We start from the raw sequence: 19,277 nt of genomic DNA on the forward strand, positions 1-19,277 counted from the left end.
GGTAGGGCAGCGACGCGGTGCGGTTTCAGGGTACGTCGCGCCAGCGCCGTGTGGCCCGGTCGAACGTGGGCGGACGACCGGGTGCCCTCAGGTCAAGATTCTCAAGACAAACGTCGCCGGCTGCGGGCGACAAAGGTGGTTCCTTGGTCGTCCGCAGCCGGCTACGGTCCAGCTCCCGAGAGCCAGTCACACTCGGAGAGCGTCACCGACTCCAGAACTGCTCGGCCCGACTCGGCCGTGGCTTCATCGTGAGATCCGAAACCCGAACGTCACGCACCTGCGGATACGCCTCCGTCCTCGTCCTCCTTGTCCTCCTCCTCGCGCCGGCGTCCGCTCTAGCGCTCGATTTCTACGTCAACGCCGCGACCGGTGACGACACGCGCTCGCTCGTGCAGGCGCAGTCGCCGGCGACGCCGTGGAAGACCATCTCGCGCGCGCTGCAGCTCGTGCAGTCGGGCAACACAATCCACGTCGCGCCCGGCCTCTACGTCGAGTCCGCGGAGACGCGCTTCCCGGGCGTGACGCTGCGGGCGATGGGCGGCGGCGACGTCGTCGTCACGCCGCCGGGCAATCCGCCGACGGGTGTGGGCCTGGTGGTCGCGCACCACGACATCACGGTGGACGGCATCACGTTCCGCGGCGGCGTGCACGGCATCCGCGCGGACGGCGCGGACGGGCTCGACATCCGCAACTGCACCGCGATCGGTCAGAGCGCGAACGGCTTCACGGTCGTCAACACGACCGGCGCCATCGTGCAGAACTCGGTCGCCGCCTCGGCGGGCAGCCGCGGCATCTTCATCGACCACTCGAGCGAGGCCTACGTCCGCAACAACCTGGTGTACGGCAACGGCGAGTGGGGCATCGACCTCGAGAACACGAACGCGAGCGAGCCGCAGCCGCCGCTGTCGACCGGCAACGTGGTCGCGTTCAACACGGTCGCCTTCAACGGCGACGTCGCGGGTGAGGGAGGGCTGCGGCTCAGGAACGCGATCGGCCAGGTGCGCGACAACATCGTCGTCGGCAACGTGGCGGTCGGCATCCGGCTCGAAGCGCCCGGCAGCGCCGTCTTCCGCAACCTGCTGTTCGACAACCCGACGCCGATCAATCCGTCGACCTACCCGCTCGGCGAGGGCATGCTCGCGGTCGACCCGCAGCTCGTCGATCCCGACGGTCCGGACAACGTGCTCGGCGGCGACGGCTACGCCGACGACGACTTCTCGCTCGCGCCGACGAGCCCGGCGATCGACGCCGGCTCGGGACCGACCGACGAGGTCGACATCGGCGGCTCGACGACCGGCGGCCCCGCGGACACCGGCGTCGCCGACCTGGGCTACCACACGGGCGCCCCGACCTCGTCCGGCGCGCCGCCGATGACGAGTGGACCTGCGACCTACTACGTCGACGCCGTGCTCGGCGACGACACGCGCACGAAGTCCGAGGCGCAGTCGCCCGCGACGCCGTGGAAGAGCATCAACCGCGCGCTCGCGAACGGCAACGGCGCCACGACGGGCGACACCGTGCTGGTCGCGCCCGGCACCTACGTCGAGGCGGTCTCGACCGCAGTCGGCGGCATCACGCTGCGCGCGACCGGCGAGGCGATCGTGCAGCCGCCGAGCGGCAGCGCGTTCGACATCGACGTTCCGGACTTTCTGCTCGACGGCTTCACCATCCAGGGCGGCGTGCACGGCGTGCGCGCGACCGGCGCGGACGGATTGACGGTCCGCCGCTGCACGATCACCGGACAGAACGCGAACGGCGTGGTGGTGCTCGACACGACCGGCGCGACGATCGAGCTGAACGTCATCGAGGGCGTCGGGCAGCGCGGCGTCCTCGCGCAGAGATCGTCCGAGCTCTACATCCGCAACAACGAGATCAGCAGCAGCGGCGAGTGGGGCATCCAGATCGACGCCTCGGGGCTCGGCACGACCTCGACCGGCAACGTCGTGGAGCTCAACACGCTGAGCGGCAACGGCGCCACGACCACGACGGGCGGCATCCAGCTCGTCAACGCGACAGGCGAGCTGCGCGACAACACGTTCGAGGGTGGCTACCGCGCGGTGTACGCCCTGCAGGCGCCGGGGATCGTCATCCGCCGCTCGCAGATGACGGGTCAAGCACAGAACGCGATCTCGCTCGTCGAGGCGAGCGACGCGCTGATCGACAGCAACGTCATCCTGAACGCGGGCGGGCGCGGCATCCACCTGCGCGCGGGCAGCGGTTACGTGCGCAACAACCTCGTCGTCGACAGCGGCGAGGAAGGCATCCACCTCGACAGCAGCGGCAAGGACGCGAACGAGCAGCCGTACCCGATCTCGACCGGCAACGTCGTGGCGTTCAACACGGTGGTCGGCAGCGGCGCGCCCGGGCTCGCCTCCGGCATCCGCCTGCAGAAGGCGGTCGGCGAGATTCGCGACAACGTCGTCGCCAACAACCCGGAGCGCGGCATCAAGGTCGACACCGCGCCGACCTTCATCCACCACAACCTCGTCTTCGGCAGCCTGAAGCCGTTCGAGATCGACAACGACCAGCCGCCGGTGCTGTGGGCGAACTTGGCGGCCGACCCGGCATTCGCCGACGCCGCGAACGGCGACTACCGCCTGCTCGCGAGCAGCCCGGCGATCGACGCGGGCTCGGGCCCGGTCGCGAGCGTGGACATCTCGGGCTCGGCGCGTGCCGACGGCGAGCCCGACGCGGGCACCGCCGACCTCGGCCACCACGTGGATGCGGAGCCGTCGACCGGCACGCCTCCCCCGCCCGCTCCGACGCCCACGCCGCCGGTTCCGACGCCGACGCCGCCGCCCGGCGGTGGGACGACCTACCACGTCGACTGCGCGCTCGGCAGCGACTCGAACAGCAACGCAGCCGCGCAGAATCCGGCGACGCCGTGGAAGACGCTGCAGAACGCGGTGAACCGCGTCTCCTTCGGCGACGTCATCGTGGTCGCGAACGGCACCTGCGAGATCACGAACGAGGTCGACGTCGACCGCAGCGGCATCGTGCTCCGCGCCGCCGAGCCCTTCGGCACGCTGGTGCGGCGCCACGGCAACGGCAACGCCTTCAACATCGCGGGCGACTCGGTGACGCTCGAGGGCTTCGTCATCGAGTCCGCTCAGCGCGGCGTGCTGGTCGCGAACTCGGAGAGCAGCAAGCAGATCCGCGACGTGGTGCTGCGCGGCCTGCACGTCCGCCCGCTCGACACCGAGCTCGCGGGCAACGGCATCACCGTTCGCGACGCCGAGAACATCACGATCGAGGACAGCATCGTCCACGGCGCGCTCGCCGCGGGCGTGCTGCTCAAGCGCGTGGTGAACGCCTACGTGCGCAACAACCTGGTCTACGGCAACGGCTTCAAGCCGGGCTCGCCGGACTGGGGCATCAGCTTCGACAACACCGCCGACGACGGCGGACATCCGCCCGTGTCGACCGGCAACATCGCCGCGTTCAACACGGTGTACAACAACCGGCACGGCCTGCGCTTCGTGAACACCGCCGGCGAGATCCGCGACAACATCGCGGCGATGAACACGGGCTCCGGCATCAAGTTCGATCAGGGCGGGCTCGCGACGCTGGTTCACCACAACGACTCGTTCGGCAACGCGATCAACTACGAGACGCCGAGCCCGTTCCAGCTGTGGGCGTCGAACCTGAGCGTCGACCCGCTGTTCGTCGACCCGGACAACGACGACTTCCGCCTGCAGCAGACCGCCGCCGGCGATCCGCAGCAGAGCCCGCTCGTCGACGAGGGCAGCGGTCCGGTGTCGGAGCTCGACGTCACGGGCAGCACGCGGTCCGACGGCGTCGCCGACGAAGGCATCGCCGACATGGGCTTCCACTACGGCGCGATGAGCGCCGGCGATCCCGGTGGCCCGACTCCGCCTCCGCTCGGGAGCACGTTCTACGTCGACTGCACGCTCGGCGACGACAACCACAGCAAGTGGGAAGCGCAGTTCCCGTGGAACGCGTGGCGCACGATCGCGTTCGCGATGTCGCAGATCGAGAGCGGCGAGACGGTCATCGTGCGCCCCGGCGTGTGCGAGGAGATCGTCACCATCGGCCGGCCGAACGTCACGCTGCGCGCCGAGGAGCGCGGCGCGACGATCATCGCCGCGCCGCAGGACGCGGTGGGCGTGCGCGTGCGGCGCGATGGCGTCGTCCTCGACGGCTTCGTCGTGCGCTCGAACAAGGAAGGCGTCATCGTCGCGAAGGCGAACTCGAGCGAGGCGATCGCGAACGTCCGGGTGCGCAACCTGCGCGTCGGGCCGCGCACCGCGCCGGCGATCGCGCAGAACGGCATCCGCGTGGTCGCCGGCATCGCGGTCATCGTCGAGAACAGCATCGTCGAGGACGTCGCGCAGAAGGGCATCGTCTTCAAGGGCGGCTTCGCCAACTACGCGCGCAACAACGTCGTCGTCGGCAGCGGCGAGTGGGGCATCGACTTCGACAGCGGTGACGTCGGCGACGGCTTCGTCTCGCCGGTCAACGTCGCCGCGTTCAACACGCTGTACGCGAACGGCGCGACGGGTGCGCACGGCGGCATCCGCTTCCACCGCGCGAGCGGCGAGATCCGCGACAACCTGGTGGTCGCGAGCTCGGGCATCGGCATCAAGACCGACTCGCAGCCGACCTACGTGCACCACAACGGGCTGTTCGCCAACCCGCGGCAGATCGATTTCGAGGGCGCCTCGCCGCCCGAGATCTGGTCGAACGTCGAGCAGGATCCGCTGCTCGTCGATCCGAACAACGGCGACTTCCGCCTGCAGCACACGGCGACCGGCCACGCCGCCGACAGCCCGATGAAGGACGCCGGCTCGGGTCCGCCCGCCGCGCGCGACATCTCCGGCTCGACGCGCACCGACGGCATGCCGGACGACGGCATCGCCGACATCGGCTACCACGAGGGCGCCGCGTCCACGACCGGCCTGCCCCCGATCCTGACGCCGCCGAGCGGCACGACGTACTACGTCGACGCGCAGATCGGCAGCGACACCCGGGCCGCGACCGACGCGCTGAGCCCGGCGACGCCGTGGAAGACGATCACGCGCGCGCTCGCGGCCAACGGCGCGCCGAGCGGCAGCACCGTGCTGGTGCAGACCGGCACCTACGTCGAGGCGCCGAAGAGCAGCAAGGGCGACATCGAGCTGCGCGCGGTCGGCACGGTGATCGTGCAGCCGCCGGCCGGGCAGATCGGCATCACGATCGACCACCCGGGCTTCGTCGTCGAAGGCTTCACCGTGCAGGGTGGCCAGCACGGCATCCGCGCCGCGACCGCCGACGGCGTCGTCATCCGCGACTGCACGACGCAGGGCCAGACCTTCAACGGCATCTACGTCACGGACACGAACGGCGCCGTCATCGACAGCAACGTCGTGCGCGACGCGACCCAGCGCGGCATCCTGATCGAGAAGTCGACCGGCGCCTACGTGCGCAACAACCTCGTCCGCGACAGCGGCGAGTGGGGCATCGAGTTCAAGAACGGCCCGCTGCCCGCGCCGTCGGCGAACAACGTCGTCGCCTTCAACACCGTCGTCGGCAGCGGTCGGCTGCTGGCGGCGGGCGGCATCCGCTTCGACCACACGACCGGCGAGATCCGCGACAACATCCTCGCGAGCAACTCGACCATCGGCATCGAGACCGATACCGCGCCGACGCTCGTCCACCACAACCTGATCTGGGACAGCGCGGTCGAGCTCGAGATCGAGAGCGCGCAGCCGCCGACGCTGTGGGCGAACCTCCTCGCGACCCCGCCCGGCTTCGTCGACGCCGAGGCCGGCAACTTCCGCCTGCAGCACGCGGCTGCGGGACAGCCGTCGACGAGCGCCGCGGTGAACGCGGGCTCCGGCAACGTCGGCACGCGCGACATCTCCGGCACGACGCGCTCGGACGGCGTCGCCGACGACGGCGTCGCGGACCTCGGCTACCACGCGCAGGCGCAGCCGACCGACGGCACGCCGCCGCCGTTCGCGACGCCGCCGGACGAGGTGCCGCAGCCGGGCACCGGCCCGACCTACTACGTCAACCCGACGACCGGCTCGAACGCGCGCTCGCTCGTCGAGGCGCGCTCGCCGGAGACCCCGTGGCAGACCATCGGCCACGCGATGAGCCGCGTCTCGCCGGGCGACGTGATCGTGCTGCAGCCGGGCACGTACTTCGAGCAGGCGGACTTCGCGCAGCACGCGGTCACGCTGCGTGGCGAGGGCGCGCTCGGCGACGTCGTGATCGTGCCGCCGGACGGCACGTCCGGGATCAACGTCGACACCCTGCAGAACGTCCGCATCGCGAACCTCGTCGTCCAGGGCGGCGCGCAGGGCATCACCGCGATCCGCGCCAACGGCATCCGCATCACCGGCGTCGCGGTGGTCAGCCCGTCCGCGGTCGGCATCCGGATCCGGCAGACCAACGGCGCCTGGATCGACGGCTCGATCGTCACCGGCGCGGGCACCTACGGCATCCTCCTGCCGCGCACGCGCAACGCATACGTGCACAACAACCTGATCTACGCGAACGCCGAGTGGGCCGTGTCGATCGACTCCGACGGCTTCGCGACGCAGCCCGGCAACATCGTCGCGTTCAACACCATCCACCAGAACGGCAACGGCGTCCGGCTGCTGAACGCGAGCGGCGAGATCCGCGACAACAACTTCACCGAGACCGTCGACCTCGCGCTCTACCTCGCGGGGCCGAACATCTCCGTGCACCACAACAACTTCTCGGCGAACGGTCGCGACCGCGACAAGAAGTCGGAGTACTCCGACACGATCGTGGTCTGGAACAACATCGGGAAGAACCCGCGCTACGAGAAGCCGGCGGGTGCGGACGGCATCCTCGGTGGCCTCGGCTGGGCGGACGACGACTTCCGCCTCGAGCAGCTCGACGCGGGCGGCGAGTTCGCGAGCCCGGTGGTCGACGCCGGCTCGGGCCCGGTCACGGCGCTCGACATCGGCGGCACGACGCGCGTCGACGGCGTCCCGGACACCGGCGTCGCCGACATCGGCTTCCACTACGACGCGCCGCCCGCGGTGGCGCCGCCGACGCCGGTCACGCCGCCGGCGGTGATCACCCACACCTACTACGTCGGGCCGAACGGCAACGACGCGAACAGCACCGTCACCGCGCGCAACCCGGCGACGCCGTGGAAGACGATCGCCTGGGCGCTGTCGCGCGTCGCCCCCGGCGACACGATCGTCGTGCTGCCGGGCATCTACCCCGAGATCGGCGATCTGCAGATCGTCGACGCGGGCGTGACGGTGATGGCGCAGGTGCCGGGTCAGGCGGCGATCGTGCTGCCACCCGGGCGCACGGGCTTCGTGGTCGAGCCGGGCGTCACCGACGTCACGATCGACGGCTTCCAGATCCGCAACGCGTCCAACTCCGGCATCTCGGGCAAGGAAGGCGCGAACAACCTCACGATCCGCAACTGCGCGGTGATCGGCTCGGCGAACGACGGCATCCGCGTGATCAACGTGAGCGGCGTCACGATCATGGACTCGGTCGTGGCGAGCTCGGGCGAGTCCGGGATCGCGCTGATCAACACGAGCGACGCGCTCGTGCGCAACAACCTGCTCTACGACAACGGCGAGTGGGGCCTGCACATCGACAGCACCAATGCGGCGCTCTCGACCGGCAACCTGGTCGCCGAGAACACCGCCGCCTTCAACGTGAACGGCGGCATCCGCCTCGCGAACGCGAACGGCGAGGTGCGCGACAACATCGCGGCGTACGGCAACATCGGCATCTCGATCCAGCATCCCGCGAACGCCGCGCAGGCGCTGCTGCTGCACAACGGCTTCTTCGCGGTCAACAAGCACCTCGATCCGCCGGAGTACGTGTTCTGCGGCGGCTGCGTGCAGAACCTCGAGATCGACCCGCGCTTCGTGAATCCGGCGGGCAACGACGGCGTCCGCGGCGGCAACGGCTGGGCGGACGACGACTTCCGCCTCTCGCAGATCGCGGCCGGGCAGAGCTCGCAGAGCGACGCCGTCGACTTCGGCTCGGCGAACGCGAGCGCGCTCGGGGCGACGGGCACCACCGCGACCAGCGGCGCGCCCGACGTCGGCGTGGCCGACATCGGCTTCCACTACGCGTCCTCGAGCCGCGCGCTGCCGGTGCCGCCGCCGCCCGGTGCGCCGACGCCGACCCCGAGCGCGACGCCGACCCCGACGCCCACGCCTACCCCGACGGTGACGGTCACCCCGACGCCGACCCCGACACCGACGGTCACGCCGACGCCGACTCCGACCGTGACCCCGACGCCGACGGTGACGCCGACGCCCACCGCGACGCCGACGCCGACCGCGACGCCGACGCCCACGCCGACGGCCACACCGCCGGGGATCGTGCTCTACGTGAATCCGACGCTCGGCAGCGACGCGCACACGCGCGCGCAGGCGATGTCGCCGCAGACGCCGTGGAAGACGCTACGCCACGCGGTGAACCAGGCGGTCGCGGGCGACGTGCTGATGCTCGCGCCGGGCGACTACGTCGAGAGCAACTTCGTGCAGACCCGGGCGCCGATGGTGCGGATCCGCGGCACGGGCGCCGATCGCTCGGCGACGCGCATCACCGTGTCGAACGGCAGCGACGTCTTCCGCATCCGTCATCCGGACGTGGTGATCGAGAACCTGTGGGTCGACGGCGGCCAGAACGGCATCCGGGCGTACAAGAACGCGACCAATCTGCGCCTCGACGGGCTCGCCGTCACGAACTCGGCCGTTGACGGCATCGTGGTGGAGCACGCAAGAGGCGTCGAGATCCTGCGCACGATCGTCACGGGCGCGAGCAACCACGGCATCCGCACGACCAAGGCGAGGCTCCTGCTGCTCCGCGACCTCGACGTCTACGCGAACGGCCGCAACGGCCTCGAGCTCTTCGGGGGCAACGCCGAGGCGGCCTTCCTGACCGTCCACGCGAACGGCTTCCGCGGGATCCGGGCGACCAAGATCTATCTCCACCTGCACCACAGCCTGCTCACCGACCAGGCCGTCGGCGCCGGGCTGTTCATCGGCAAGGGCAAGAAGGCGGTCACGGTCGACCACGTCCTGTTCGCCGGCAATCGCCGCGACATCAACGACACCAACCCGCCGGTCATCGTCCAGCCCCTGCCCGGCACGGTGCTGACCGGCCAGGATCCGCTCTACGTCGACCCGGACGGCGACGACGGTCAGCTCGGCGGCGCGCACTGGGCCGACGACGACCTGAGCCTCAGGCAGCCACCCGCATACGCGGAGACCAGCCCGGCGGTCGACGCCAGCACCTACCTCGCCGCCGACCTCGGGGTCACCGGATCGACGAAATCGTGGGGTGGACCTCCGGATGTCGGGCTGGCAGACTTCGGAGCACACCGATGAGGTTCGCCAAGCACTCCTTGCTCGCGCTCGCGGCGCTGCTCGCGGCCGCCGTCGCGGTGCCGCCGAACGACGCGGAAGCAGGCAAGTACGGCGAGGGCGGACGCATCTACAAGCCGTCGCGTCTGCGCACGCCGCGCGAGCCTCGTCCGCCGGGACGCCGCCTGCAGCGTCCGCAGATCCCCGAGCCGGAGCAGCGCATCCCGCTGCGCTCGTCGGCGATCATCCCGAACCCCGAGCCGAACAAGCGCGGCGGCAGCGGCTACGTGCGCAAGGGCAAGTACTTCTACGAGACGCCGAAGGACATCGAGCTCAAGCGGCTGAAGGGCCGGAGCGGCTACAAGCCGACGGTGCCCCGTCCCGAGGTGCTCGGCACCGAGCGTCGCGCGAAGGACGGTCGGCGACGCTGACCATCGTCTCGCCCGCTCGAGCTCGAGCTTGGTCGATTCACACGCCGCCCCTTGCAACGCGGCTTCGCCCTGGCGATAAGCCCGCATGCCTTTGCTCGAGGGAGCACGCGCACTCGTCATCGGCGTCGCGAACGAGCGCAGCATCGCCTGGGGCATCGCGCAGGCGCTCGCGCGCGAGGGCGCACGCCTCGGCTTCACGTACCTCGGTGAGACGCTCGAGCGTCGGGTGCGTCCGCTCGCGGAGAGCCTCTCCGCCGACCTGATCGCGCCGTGCGACGTCCAGGACGACGCGCAGATCGACGCGCTGTTCGCCGAGGTGGACCGCGTGTGGGGCGGGCTCGACGTGCTGATCCACGCGGTCGCGTTCGCGAACCGCGAGGACCTCTCGGGACGCTTCCTCGACACCAGCCGGCAGGGCTTTCACCTCGCGCTCGACGTCAGCGCCTACTCGCTGGTCGCGCTCGCGCGCGCGTCGGCGCCGCGCATGAAGAACGGCGGCAGCATCCTGACGCTGAGCTTCGCCGGCAGCCAGCGCGTGTTCCCGAACTACAACGTCATGGGCGTCGCCAAGGCCGCGCTCGAGGCGGAGGTGCGCTACCTCGCCGCGGAGCTCGGCGAGTCCGGGATCCGCGTCAACGCGATCAGCGCCGGGCCGATCAAGACGCTGTCGGCGGCCGGCATCAAGGGCTTCCGCGACATGCTGCACTACGCCGGCGAGCGCTCGCCGCTGAAGCGCAACGTCTCGCTGGAGGACGTCGCGGGGATGGCGCTCGCGCTCGTCGGACCGGGCGGCGCCGGCGTCACGGGCCAGGTGATCTACGTCGACGCCGGGCTCAGCATCCTCGGCGTGTGAGCAGGTTCTCGCGGCGCCCGCGCGACGAGCAAGGAAGGCCCGCTTGAGCGTCACCGCCTGGGTGGTCCTGATCCTCGCCGCCGTCGCCGGCGCGGCGCTGATCTACAAGCTCAGCGCCTGAGCCGCGCCGTCGCTCAGCGCTTCTCTTTCTTGACCGAGATCTCGACGCCGCTCACGCGCTCGAACTCGGCGACCGCGATGTTGTAGTCGCGCAGCTGCTCGTAGTAGTGGCCCGAGACCTGCGCGTAGTTCGAGAGGCCCTGCAGGATCTCCGACGCGTCGCCGATGCCGATGTCGAAGTTGGTCACGGAGAGCGTCAGGATCGCGCGCCCTGCGCTGCGTCCGTCCTCGAGCTTGTCGAGCGCCTCCTTGGTCTCGATCACCTTCCGGTAGGCGGTCTCGAGCTCGAGCGCGAGGCCGTCCTGCGCCATGCGCCGCTGCGCCTCGAGCTTGCCGAGCTCGGCGCGCGTCGCCTCGACCTTCGCCGCCGTGATGTGGAAGTTCAGCGGCCAGCGGATGCCGAACACGCCGCCGGGGCCGCGCTGGTAGTTGAACTGGTCCCAGGCGAACGGGTTGAGCTGACGGTCGTTGCGCGGCGCGTAGCTGTAGCTGAACGAGCCCGTCAAGAAGAACATCGGATAGTAGTCCGCCTCGATCGTCTTGACTTCCTCGGCCTTGGCGGCGATCCCGGCCTCGAGCTGCTTCCAGGCGGGGTTCTTGTCGTAGAGCTGGCCGAGGTAGTGCTCGAGCGGCTCGAGCCGGATCTCGACGGGCTCGAGGAAGCGCTCGGCGACGTCGAGCGGCGCCTTGCGGTCCTCGCCGATCAGCATGCGCAGCGCTTCGAGCGCGGACTGCGCGCCGGTCTCGATCCTCGGGACCTCCTTGGCGATCTCGGCGAGCGCGACGCGCAGGTAGAGGATGTCGAGCTCGGTGATGTCCGGGTCGCCGCTCTCGCGGCGCTCGTTCGCGGTCTCGAGCGCGTCCTCGAAGGAGTCGCGCGCCTCGACCAGGATGCCCTGCACCGAGCGCGACAGGAGGACGTTGTAGTACAGGGTCTTCACCTGCAGGACGACGTCCGCCGCCTTGCCCTCGCTCGCGGCGATCTCCTGCTCGACGGCGTGCGTCGCCGCCGCGATCCCCGAGGTGAGCTTCCCCCAGGTGAACAGCGGCTGGACGAGGGTGACGTCGACGCTGGTGAACGGTCCGTAGCGGCTCGTGTCGACGGTGTCGCGCGGCTCGAGCACCGTACCGCGGTAGGCCGGCGCGACGCCGAGCAGGTTCAGCGCCTCGAACTGGGGCACGAAGCGCGACGCCTTGGCCTCGCGTAGCTTCGCCTGGCGGGCCGCGACGTCCCAGCGCGCGACCGCGAGCTCGGGCGCCGCCTCGAGCGCGCGGCGCACGAACTCGTCGAGCGTGAGCTTGTCAACCTTCGGCGCGGCCTGCGCGGCACCGGCGCCGTTCTCGCCGGACGGCGCGATCTCGAGTCGAGCGGCGGAGGCGTCGGCGGACGCGCCGACGTCCGCAGACGCGCCGGTCTCTGCCCTACCCGACGCCGCGGCCGCGAGCACGAGCACGCAGGCGACCGCGAGGGCGCGAGCCGCGCTCTTCTCTCCCCCTTCGGATCTCCCCCGCCTCGCTCTCACCGCGCGCTGTGTCTGGTGCGGAACAACCACAGCCCGATCGCCAACGTCACGAGCCCGTAGAGCAGCAGCACCGACACCGGCTCGACGATCGCCGCCAGGCCACGGCCGCGTAGCACCAGGTCGTTCATGCCACGCATCGCCCACGTGGTGAAGACGATTGGCGAGATCTCGCGCATCCACTCCGGCGTGATGGACTGCGGCCACCAGAGGCCGCCGAGCGCCGAGAAGGCCATCACCACCGCGAGGCTCATCGGCTGGGTCTGCTCGCGGGTGCGCGCGATGCCGGCGATCACGAGCCCGAGCGAAACGCAGACGAACACCACCGCGCAGGTCAGCAGGAAGAACGCCAGCACCGACGAGCCGAGCGAGACGTTGAACACGAAGTGGCCCCAGATGAACAGGACCAGCATCTGCACGACGCCCATCACGAAGCGGGCGCCGAGCTTGCCGATCAGCATCCAGGTGAAGCCCGCGGGGGCGACCAGCAGCCGTGGGAGAGTTCCCCAGTCGCGCTCGTCGTGCAGCCCCATCGCGGTCGAGAAGATGACCGCGAGCAGCACGAACATGATCGAGAAGCCGGGGACGTTCTGCTCGAAGGACGTGACGGAGATGCGGTTCCCCGTCAGGTTCTGCTCCTTCATCACGATGCGGTCTTCGGCCAGCGGGTCGGCGAGCGCTGCCGCGTCCTTGTCCATCAGCAGCAACAGCACCTTGACCTGGTTCAGGTCGACGGCCTGCGCCGGGTCGGTGAGCAGCGTGATCTCGCTCGGCCGGCCCTGCAGGTAGGCCTTGCTCATGCCCTCCGGGAAGACGATCGCCGCCGGCGCCCGGTTCTGGTCGCGGACCATGCGGATCGCCGCCTCGCGCGGCATCTCCACCGGGTCGGCGTGCTTCGACAGCAGCTTGATGAACGAGCTCGCGACCGGCCCCTGGTCGTCGTTGACGATCGGGATGGTGAGCTTCTGCCCCTCGTCGCTGTCGAACAGCGCGCTCGCGATGATCGAGATGACGACGATCGGGACGAGAATGAAGAACAGCAGCGCCCAGCGGTCGCGGAAGATCAGCCGCAGGTCCTTGAGGAAGACCGCAACCATGCGCCGTCAGTCGGTCCCGCCGCTCGAATCGCCGCTCTTCAACTTGTTGCGCAGCTGCGTCAGCAGCTCGTCGAACGACCGCTTGGCGAGCGCCCGATCGAACTGCGACTTGAAGTTCTCCGCCAGGCTGACGCCCTCGATCCGGATGTCGGTGGCGATCCAGCCCTTGGACTTGCGCTCGAGGTCGTAGTCGACGGCGAACTTGTCGCGCGGCGTGACGATGAAGGTGTTCACCGTCGCCTTATCGCCGCTCACCTTCTCGGCCCCGTACTCGAAGTCGGGCGCCTCGAAGAGCAGCAGCCGCTGCACGTAGGTGCGGATGAAGAGCTCGCGGAACAGGTCGAGGAACTCGCGCTTCTGCGCCTCGGTCTTGCCGTCGATGTGCTTGCCGATCGACTTGTAGCCGAGGGCGTCGGTGTCGAGGAAGCCGCGCAGCAGCTCCTTGAGCTTCGCGAGCTTGGTGTTGTGGTCGCCGGTGCCCGTGACGATCTTGTTCGACGCGCTCAGCGTCTTGCGCACGGTCTCCATCGGCGAGTCGCCCTGCGCGACGACGTACGCGGGGGCGAGCGCCACGACGGCGGCCGCAGCGAGCGCGAGCACGAAGCCCCTCGCGCGGCGGTGGTTCACCAGCTGGTTCACTAGTCCCTCAGATCCTTCCCGGTCAGCTCGATGAACACCGTGTCGAGCGAGACCGGCGCGACGCGGACCTGCACGATCAACCCCTGCAGGTCCGGACGGTTGCACATCAAGCGGGGCAGGACCTCCTCGGCGCGCGAGGTGTAGACGCGCAGCAGCGGACCGCTCTGCTCGCAGCGCTGCACGCCCTCGACCGAGGAGACGTCGACGCGCGGCGCCGGCTGCCGCAAGCGCAGCTCGATCACCTCGCTGGTCTTCGACAGGCCGAGCAGCTCCGGGACGGTGCCGAGCGCGACCACGTTGCCCTCGTCCATGATCGCGATGCGGTCGCACAGGTCCTCGGCCTCGGCAAGGTAGTGCGTCGTGTAAAGAATCGTGACCCCCTGCGCGCGCAGCCGCCGGACGGCTTCGAAGATGTGCACGCGCGACTGCGGGTCGACGCCGACGGTCGGCTCGTCGAGCAGCACGAGGCGCGGCCCGCTGACCAGCGCGCAGCCGAGGTTCAGTCGCCGACGCATGCCGCCCGAGTAGGTCGCGACGCGATCGTCCTTGCGGCTCGTGAGCTCGACGGCGTCGAGCGCTTCGGCGATGCGCTTCGGACGCTCGGCCGCCGGCACGCCGTAGAGGCGCGCGAAGAACTCGAGGTTCTCGGCGGCGGTGAGCGACGGGTAGAGCGCTTCCTCCTGCGGCGCGACGTTCAGCAAGCGGCGCGCGGCGTGCACCTCGCGCACGACGTGCTTGCCGAACACCCACGCGTCGCCGTCGGTCGGACGGATGCGCGTCGAGATCATCGACAGCGTCGTCGTCTTGCCCGCACCATTCGGTCCGAGCAGGCCGAAGATCTCCCCCTCGTTGACCTCCAGCGACACCCCCCGAACCGCCTCGCGGCCGTCGTAGGAGCGGCGAAGGTTCTTCGTCACCACGGCCGCGGCCATCCCCTTCGAGCCGTATCCGTCCCCTGGGATGGGGTCAATTGGTGGTCAGTTCTTCGCGCAAGATAGCGTCGCGCTCACAGCAGGAACGGGTCGCGCAGAAGGATGGTCTCTTCGCGCTCCGCGCCGACCGAGATCAGGGTCACCGGCGTCGCGGTGAGCTCCTCGATGCGTGCGATGTAGCGCCGCGCCGCCGGCGGCAGATCCTCGAAGCGGCGCACCTGGCCGAGCCCCTCGGCCCAGCCGTCGAGCTCCTCGTAGATCGGGCGGGCCGCCGCGAACGCGCGCGCCCCCGCCGGCACGGTCTCCGTGCGGACGCCCTCGCAGTCGTACGCGACCGCGATCTTGAGCTTCGGCAGCCCGGAGAGCACGTCGAGCTTGGTGATCGCGAGCCCCGACATCCCCGACAGACGCGCCGCCTGCCGCACGACCACCGCGTCGAACCAGCCGCAGCGCCGCGGACGCCCCGTGGTCGCGCCGAACTCGTCGCCGACCTCGCGCAGCTTCTGCCCGACCTCGTCGTCGAGCTCGGTCGGGAACGGACCGCCGCCGACGCGGGTCGTGTACGCCTTCGAGATGCCGAGCACGCGGCTCACCGCGCGCGGCGGGATGCCCGCGCCCGTGCCGACCGCGCCGGAGACGATGTTCGACGAGGTCACGAACGGGTACGTGCCGTGGTCGATGTCGAGCATCGAGCCGTGCGCGCCCTCGAACAGCACGCGTCGGCCCGCCGCGACCTGCTCCGAGAGGTAGAGCGCGGTGTCCGTGACGTGCGGACGCAGGCGCTCCGCGTAGCCGAGGTACTCGCGGCACATCTCGTCGAGGTCGATCGGCGGCCAGCCGTAGAGCTTCGACAGCTCGAAGTTGCGCTCGGCGAGCAGCCGCTCCGCGCGCTCTCGGAAGTACTCCGGGTCGAAGAGGTCGACGACGCGCAGCCCGCGGCGCGCCATCTTGTCCTCGTAGCAGGGACCGATGCCGCGCCCGGTGGTGCCGATCTTGTTCGCGCCGAGGCGCTCCTCGCGCGCGAGGTCGAGCTGGCGGTGCACCGGCAGGATGAGGTGCGCGCGCTCGTCGATCTTGAGCTGCGCGGGATCGGACAGGTAGCCGCGCTTCTGCAGCTCGTCGATCTCACCGCACAGCACCGCGGGATCGATCACCACGCCGTTGCCGATCACGCAGGTCGTCTGGTGGTGCAGCACGCCGGCGGGGATCAGGTGGACGACGGTGCGCTCGCGCTCGTTGCCGACGACCAGCGTGTGGCCGGCGTTGTTCCCGCCCTGGAAGCGGGCGACGACGTCCGCGTGCGCCGCGAACAAGTCGACGACCTTGCCCTTCCCTTCGTCGCCCCACTGCGCGCCGACGATGACGAGTGCTGACACCGCGTACCTCCGCCCTCGCCTACTCGAGGTGGATCAGCGCCGCGGAGATGATCTCCGGCACCTTCCGCAGCTCCTCGAGGACCGGCTCCGGCACCGGGTCGTCGACGTGGAACAGCGACACGGCCCGACCGCCGATCTTCTCGCGGCCCAGCTCGAGACCGGCGATGTTGACCTTGTGCTGACCGAGCAGCGTCCCAACGCGTCCGACGACGCCCGGGACGTCGTGGTTGTGCAGCATCAGGATGTAGCCCTCGGGCACCGCCTCGAGGAAGAAATCGTTGAGCTTGACGAGACGGATCGTGCTGTGTCCGAACACCGCACCGGCGACCTCGTGCGTCGCGCCCGACGCGAAGCGCACCTTGACGGCGACGCGGTTGCGGAAGTCGCTCGGCTGCGTCGACACCGTCTCGCGCACGTCGATGCCGCGCTCGCGCGCGATCACCGGCGCGCTCACGTAGTTCAGGTCGGAGCCCAGGATCGGCACCAGGAGGCCGCGCAGGATGGCGGCGGTGACCGTCTTGGTGCCGAGCTCCGCGACGTCGCCGCGGTACTCGATCGCGACCTCGACCGGCGCGCCGCTCCCTCCACGCGCACCGCGCCCGTCGAGCCCGCCGAGCTGCGCGGTGAGCGAGCCGAGCTTCTCGCCCAGCCGCAGGAACGGCATCAGCAGCTCGCGCTGCTCCGGCGTGATCGCCGGCATGTTGACCGCCGCGGAGATCGCGCCGCGCAGGAGGAACGCGGTCACCTGCTCCGCGATGGCGATCGCGACGTTGGTCTGCGCCTCGCCGGTCGACGCGCCGAGGTGCGGCGTCGCGACCACCTGCGGGAGCGAGATCAGGGGATGATCGGCGGGCGGCGGCTCCTCGGCGAAGACGTCGAAGGCAGCGCCCGCGACCTTGCCCTCGCGGATCGCATCCGCGACCGCCTGCTCGTCGACGATGCCGCCGCGCGCGCAGTTGATGATCCGCACGCCGGGCTTCATGCGCGCGATCGCGGCGGCGTCGATCAGGCCGCGGGTCTCGTTCGTCAGCGGCACGTGCACCGTGACGAAGTCCGAGCGCTCGTAGAGCTCCTCGAGCGACACCAGGTCGACGCCGAGCGGCTTGGTCTCGGCGGTGACGAACGGGTCGTACGCGATCACCTTCATCGAGAGCCCGCAGGCGCGGTCGGCGACGATGCGGCCGATGTTGCCGAGGCCGATCACGCCGAGCGTCTTGCCGGTGATCTCGATGCCGGTGAACTTCGAGCGCTCCCACTTGCCCTCGCGCAGCGAGGCGTTCGCCTGCGGGATGTGGCGCGCGGACGCGAGCAGCAGCGCGATCGCGTGCTCGGCGGTGGTGACGTTGTTGCCGCCGGGCGTGTTCATCACCACGATGCCGCGGCGGGTCGCCGCCGGGACGTCGATGTTGTCGACGCCGATGCCGGCGCGGCCGATCACCTTGAGGCGCTTCGCGGCGGCGATCGCCTCGGCGGTCACCTTGGCGCCGCTGCGGACGATCAGCGCGTCGAAGTCGCCGATCTCCGCCGCGAGCTCCGGGCCCTTGAGCGGCGGACGCTCGACGACCTCGATCTCCGGCTCGCGGCGGAGGATCTCGAGACCCTCCGGGGCGAGCTTCTCCGAAACCAGAACGCGGTACTTCGCTGCCATCGCCGCGCTCAGGACTTGGCGCCCGCGGCCGGCAGACCGGTCGCGAGCACCGCTTGCGCCGCACCGACGCCGCGTCCGTACTCGACCGGGTGGCCGAAGCGCGCGAGCGCGAACTCGAGGGCCGCGATGCAGGTGACGATGTCGAAGTTGTCGATGAAGCCCAGGTGCGCGAGCCGCAGGATCTTGCCCTTGAACTGATCCTGCCCGCCCGCGACCTCGACGCCGAGCGAGTAGCGCATGTACTTCTGCACCTCGCCGCTGTTCATCCCCTCCGGCGTGTAGATGCCGGTCACGGCGGGGCTCGGCGACTCGGGCGCGACGAGCTTCAGACCGAGCGCCTTCACGCCGGCGCGCGTCGCCTCGCCGAGACGCGCGAAGCGCGCGAACAGATTCTGCAGGCCCTCGCCGAGGATCATGTCGAGCGCCTGGCTGAGGCCGTACATCAGGTTGATCGCCGGCGTGTACGCGGTCGTGTTCTTGTGCAGGTTGTCGCGCTCGCGGCGGAGGTCGAAGTAGAAGCGCGGCAGCTTCGCGGTCTCGGTCACCTTCCAGGCGCGCTCGGAGAGCGCGATGAAGGCGAGACCCGGCGGCAGCATGAACGCCTTCTGCGAGCCGGACACGAGCACGTCGATGCCCCAGCGGTCCATCGGGATGTCGGTGACGCCGACCGCGGTGATGCCGTCGACCATCAGCAGCGTGTCGCGCTCGCGCGTGATGCGCGCGATGGCCTCGATCGGGTGCAGCACCGTGGTCGAGGTCTCGCTCGCCTGGACGAGCACGGCGCGGATCTCGGGACGGCGGTTCAGCGCGGCCTCGATCTGCGCCGGGTCGACGGGACGTCCCCACTCGACCTTCAGCTCCTCGGCGTCGAGCCCGTAGGTCTTGCAGATCTTCAACCAGCGCTCGCCGAACTTGCCGCCGTTCACGCACAGCACGGCGTCGCCGGGCGACAGCGTGTTGACGACGCCCGCCTCCATCGCGCCGGTGCCCGACGCGGCGAGGGTGATGACGTCCTGCGAGGTCTGGAAGACCTGCTTCAGCTGCTCGCGGACCGAAGCGACGACGGCCTCGAACTCCGGCGTGCGGTGATGGATCGTCGGCGACGCCATCCGCAGCAGAACCTCTGCCGGTACGGGCGTCGGACCAGGGGCGAGAAGGTACTTCTTGTGTGGGACGGAGCTCATCGGCGTCAACCTACCACTGCGCGCGTCGCGAGCAATTCGCGCTTCGCGAAGGCGTCGCTGCGGCCGTGGCTGGCTAGCGAAGGTCGGCCGGGCGCGTCAAGACGGCTCCACGCGCGACGAAATCGTCGCACGCGCACGCGCGACGCATGCGACTTCG

At 70.2% G+C, this 19,277-nt stretch carries 10 protein-coding genes; 3 read left to right on the forward strand and 7 right to left on the reverse strand.

Features of this window, described 5'->3' with window-relative positions:
- The first annotated feature begins 389 nt into the window (after positions 1-389).
- The 3 genes from VIS07_02410 (at position 390) to VIS07_02420 (ending at position 10,604) form a co-directional block, all read left to right on the forward strand.
- The gene (locus VIS07_02410) at positions 390-9,344 is read left to right on the forward strand and encodes a right-handed parallel beta-helix repeat-containing protein (GenBank protein ID HEY8514347.1); all 8,955 of its coding nucleotides are present in this window, start codon (positions 390-392) and stop codon (positions 9,342-9,344) included.
- The gene (locus VIS07_02415) at positions 9,341-9,751 is read left to right on the forward strand and encodes a hypothetical protein (protein ID HEY8514348.1); all 411 of its coding nucleotides are present in this window, start codon (positions 9,341-9,343) and stop codon (positions 9,749-9,751) included. The genes VIS07_02410 and VIS07_02415 overlap by 4 nt, the downstream gene beginning before the upstream one ends.
- Positions 9,752-9,836: 85 nt before the next feature.
- Entirely contained in the window at positions 9,837-10,604 is a 768-nt protein-coding gene (locus VIS07_02420; protein ID HEY8514349.1) for an enoyl-ACP reductase, read from the forward strand.
- A gap of 134 nt (positions 10,605-10,738) precedes the next feature.
- On the opposite strand, the gene VIS07_02425 is transcribed toward VIS07_02420, so the two are convergent.
- The 7 genes from VIS07_02425 to VIS07_02455 form a co-directional block, all read right to left on the reverse strand.
- Positions 10,739-12,178, reverse strand: coding sequence for a TolC family protein (locus tag VIS07_02425; protein HEY8514350.1), 1,440 nt, complete (start codon positions 12,176-12,178; stop codon positions 10,739-10,741).
- A 65-nt stretch (positions 12,179-12,243) separates the two neighbouring features.
- A complete protein-coding gene (locus VIS07_02430; GenBank protein HEY8514351.1) occupies positions 12,244-13,341 on the reverse strand; it encodes an ABC transporter permease in 1,098 nt (365 codons plus the stop codon).
- 6 nt (positions 13,342-13,347) lie between these two features.
- The gene (locus VIS07_02435) at positions 13,348-13,980 is read right to left on the reverse strand and encodes an ABC transporter substrate-binding protein (protein HEY8514352.1); all 633 of its coding nucleotides are present in this window, start codon (positions 13,978-13,980) and stop codon (positions 13,348-13,350) included.
- A complete protein-coding gene (locus VIS07_02440) occupies positions 13,980-14,900 on the reverse strand; it encodes an ABC transporter ATP-binding protein (GenBank protein HEY8514353.1) in 921 nt (306 codons plus the stop codon). The genes VIS07_02435 and VIS07_02440 overlap by 1 nt, the downstream gene beginning before the upstream one ends.
- 86 nt (positions 14,901-14,986) lie before the next feature.
- Positions 14,987-16,288 (reverse strand): adenylosuccinate synthase, encoded by a 1,302-nt coding sequence (locus VIS07_02445; GenBank protein HEY8514354.1) that lies wholly within the window; start codon positions 16,286-16,288, stop codon positions 14,987-14,989.
- A 19-nt stretch (positions 16,289-16,307) separates the two neighbouring features.
- A complete protein-coding gene (gene serA, locus VIS07_02450; GenBank protein ID HEY8514355.1) occupies positions 16,308-17,936 on the reverse strand; it encodes a phosphoglycerate dehydrogenase in 1,629 nt (542 codons plus the stop codon).
- 8 nt (positions 17,937-17,944) lie between these two features.
- On the reverse strand, positions 17,945-19,120 hold the full coding sequence (locus VIS07_02455; GenBank protein HEY8514356.1) for an alanine--glyoxylate aminotransferase family protein: 1,176 nt from the start codon (positions 19,118-19,120) through the stop codon (positions 17,945-17,947).
- Between the last annotated feature and the right edge of the window lie 157 nt (positions 19,121-19,277).

The organism is Candidatus Binatia bacterium (assembly GCA_036563615.1).
GTDB lineage: Bacteria > Desulfobacterota > Binatia > UBA12015 > UBA12015 > DATCMB01.

Coding starts and splice junctions, on each gene's coding strand:
- serA (HEY8514355.1), bottom strand. CDS start 17,936: ATGGCAGCGAAGTACCGCGTTCTGGTTTCGGAGAAGCTCGCCCCGGAG.
- VIS07_02420 (HEY8514349.1), top strand. CDS start 9,837: ATGCCTTTGCTCGAGGGAGCACGCGCACTCGTCATCGGCGTCGCGAAC.
- VIS07_02430 (HEY8514351.1), bottom strand. CDS start 13,341: ATGGTTGCGGTCTTCCTCAAGGACCTGCGGCTGATCTTCCGCGACCGC.
- VIS07_02455 (HEY8514356.1), bottom strand. CDS start 19,120: ATGAGCTCCGTCCCACACAAGAAGTACCTTCTCGCCCCTGGTCCGACG.
- VIS07_02415 (HEY8514348.1), top strand. CDS start 9,341: ATGAGGTTCGCCAAGCACTCCTTGCTCGCGCTCGCGGCGCTGCTCGCG.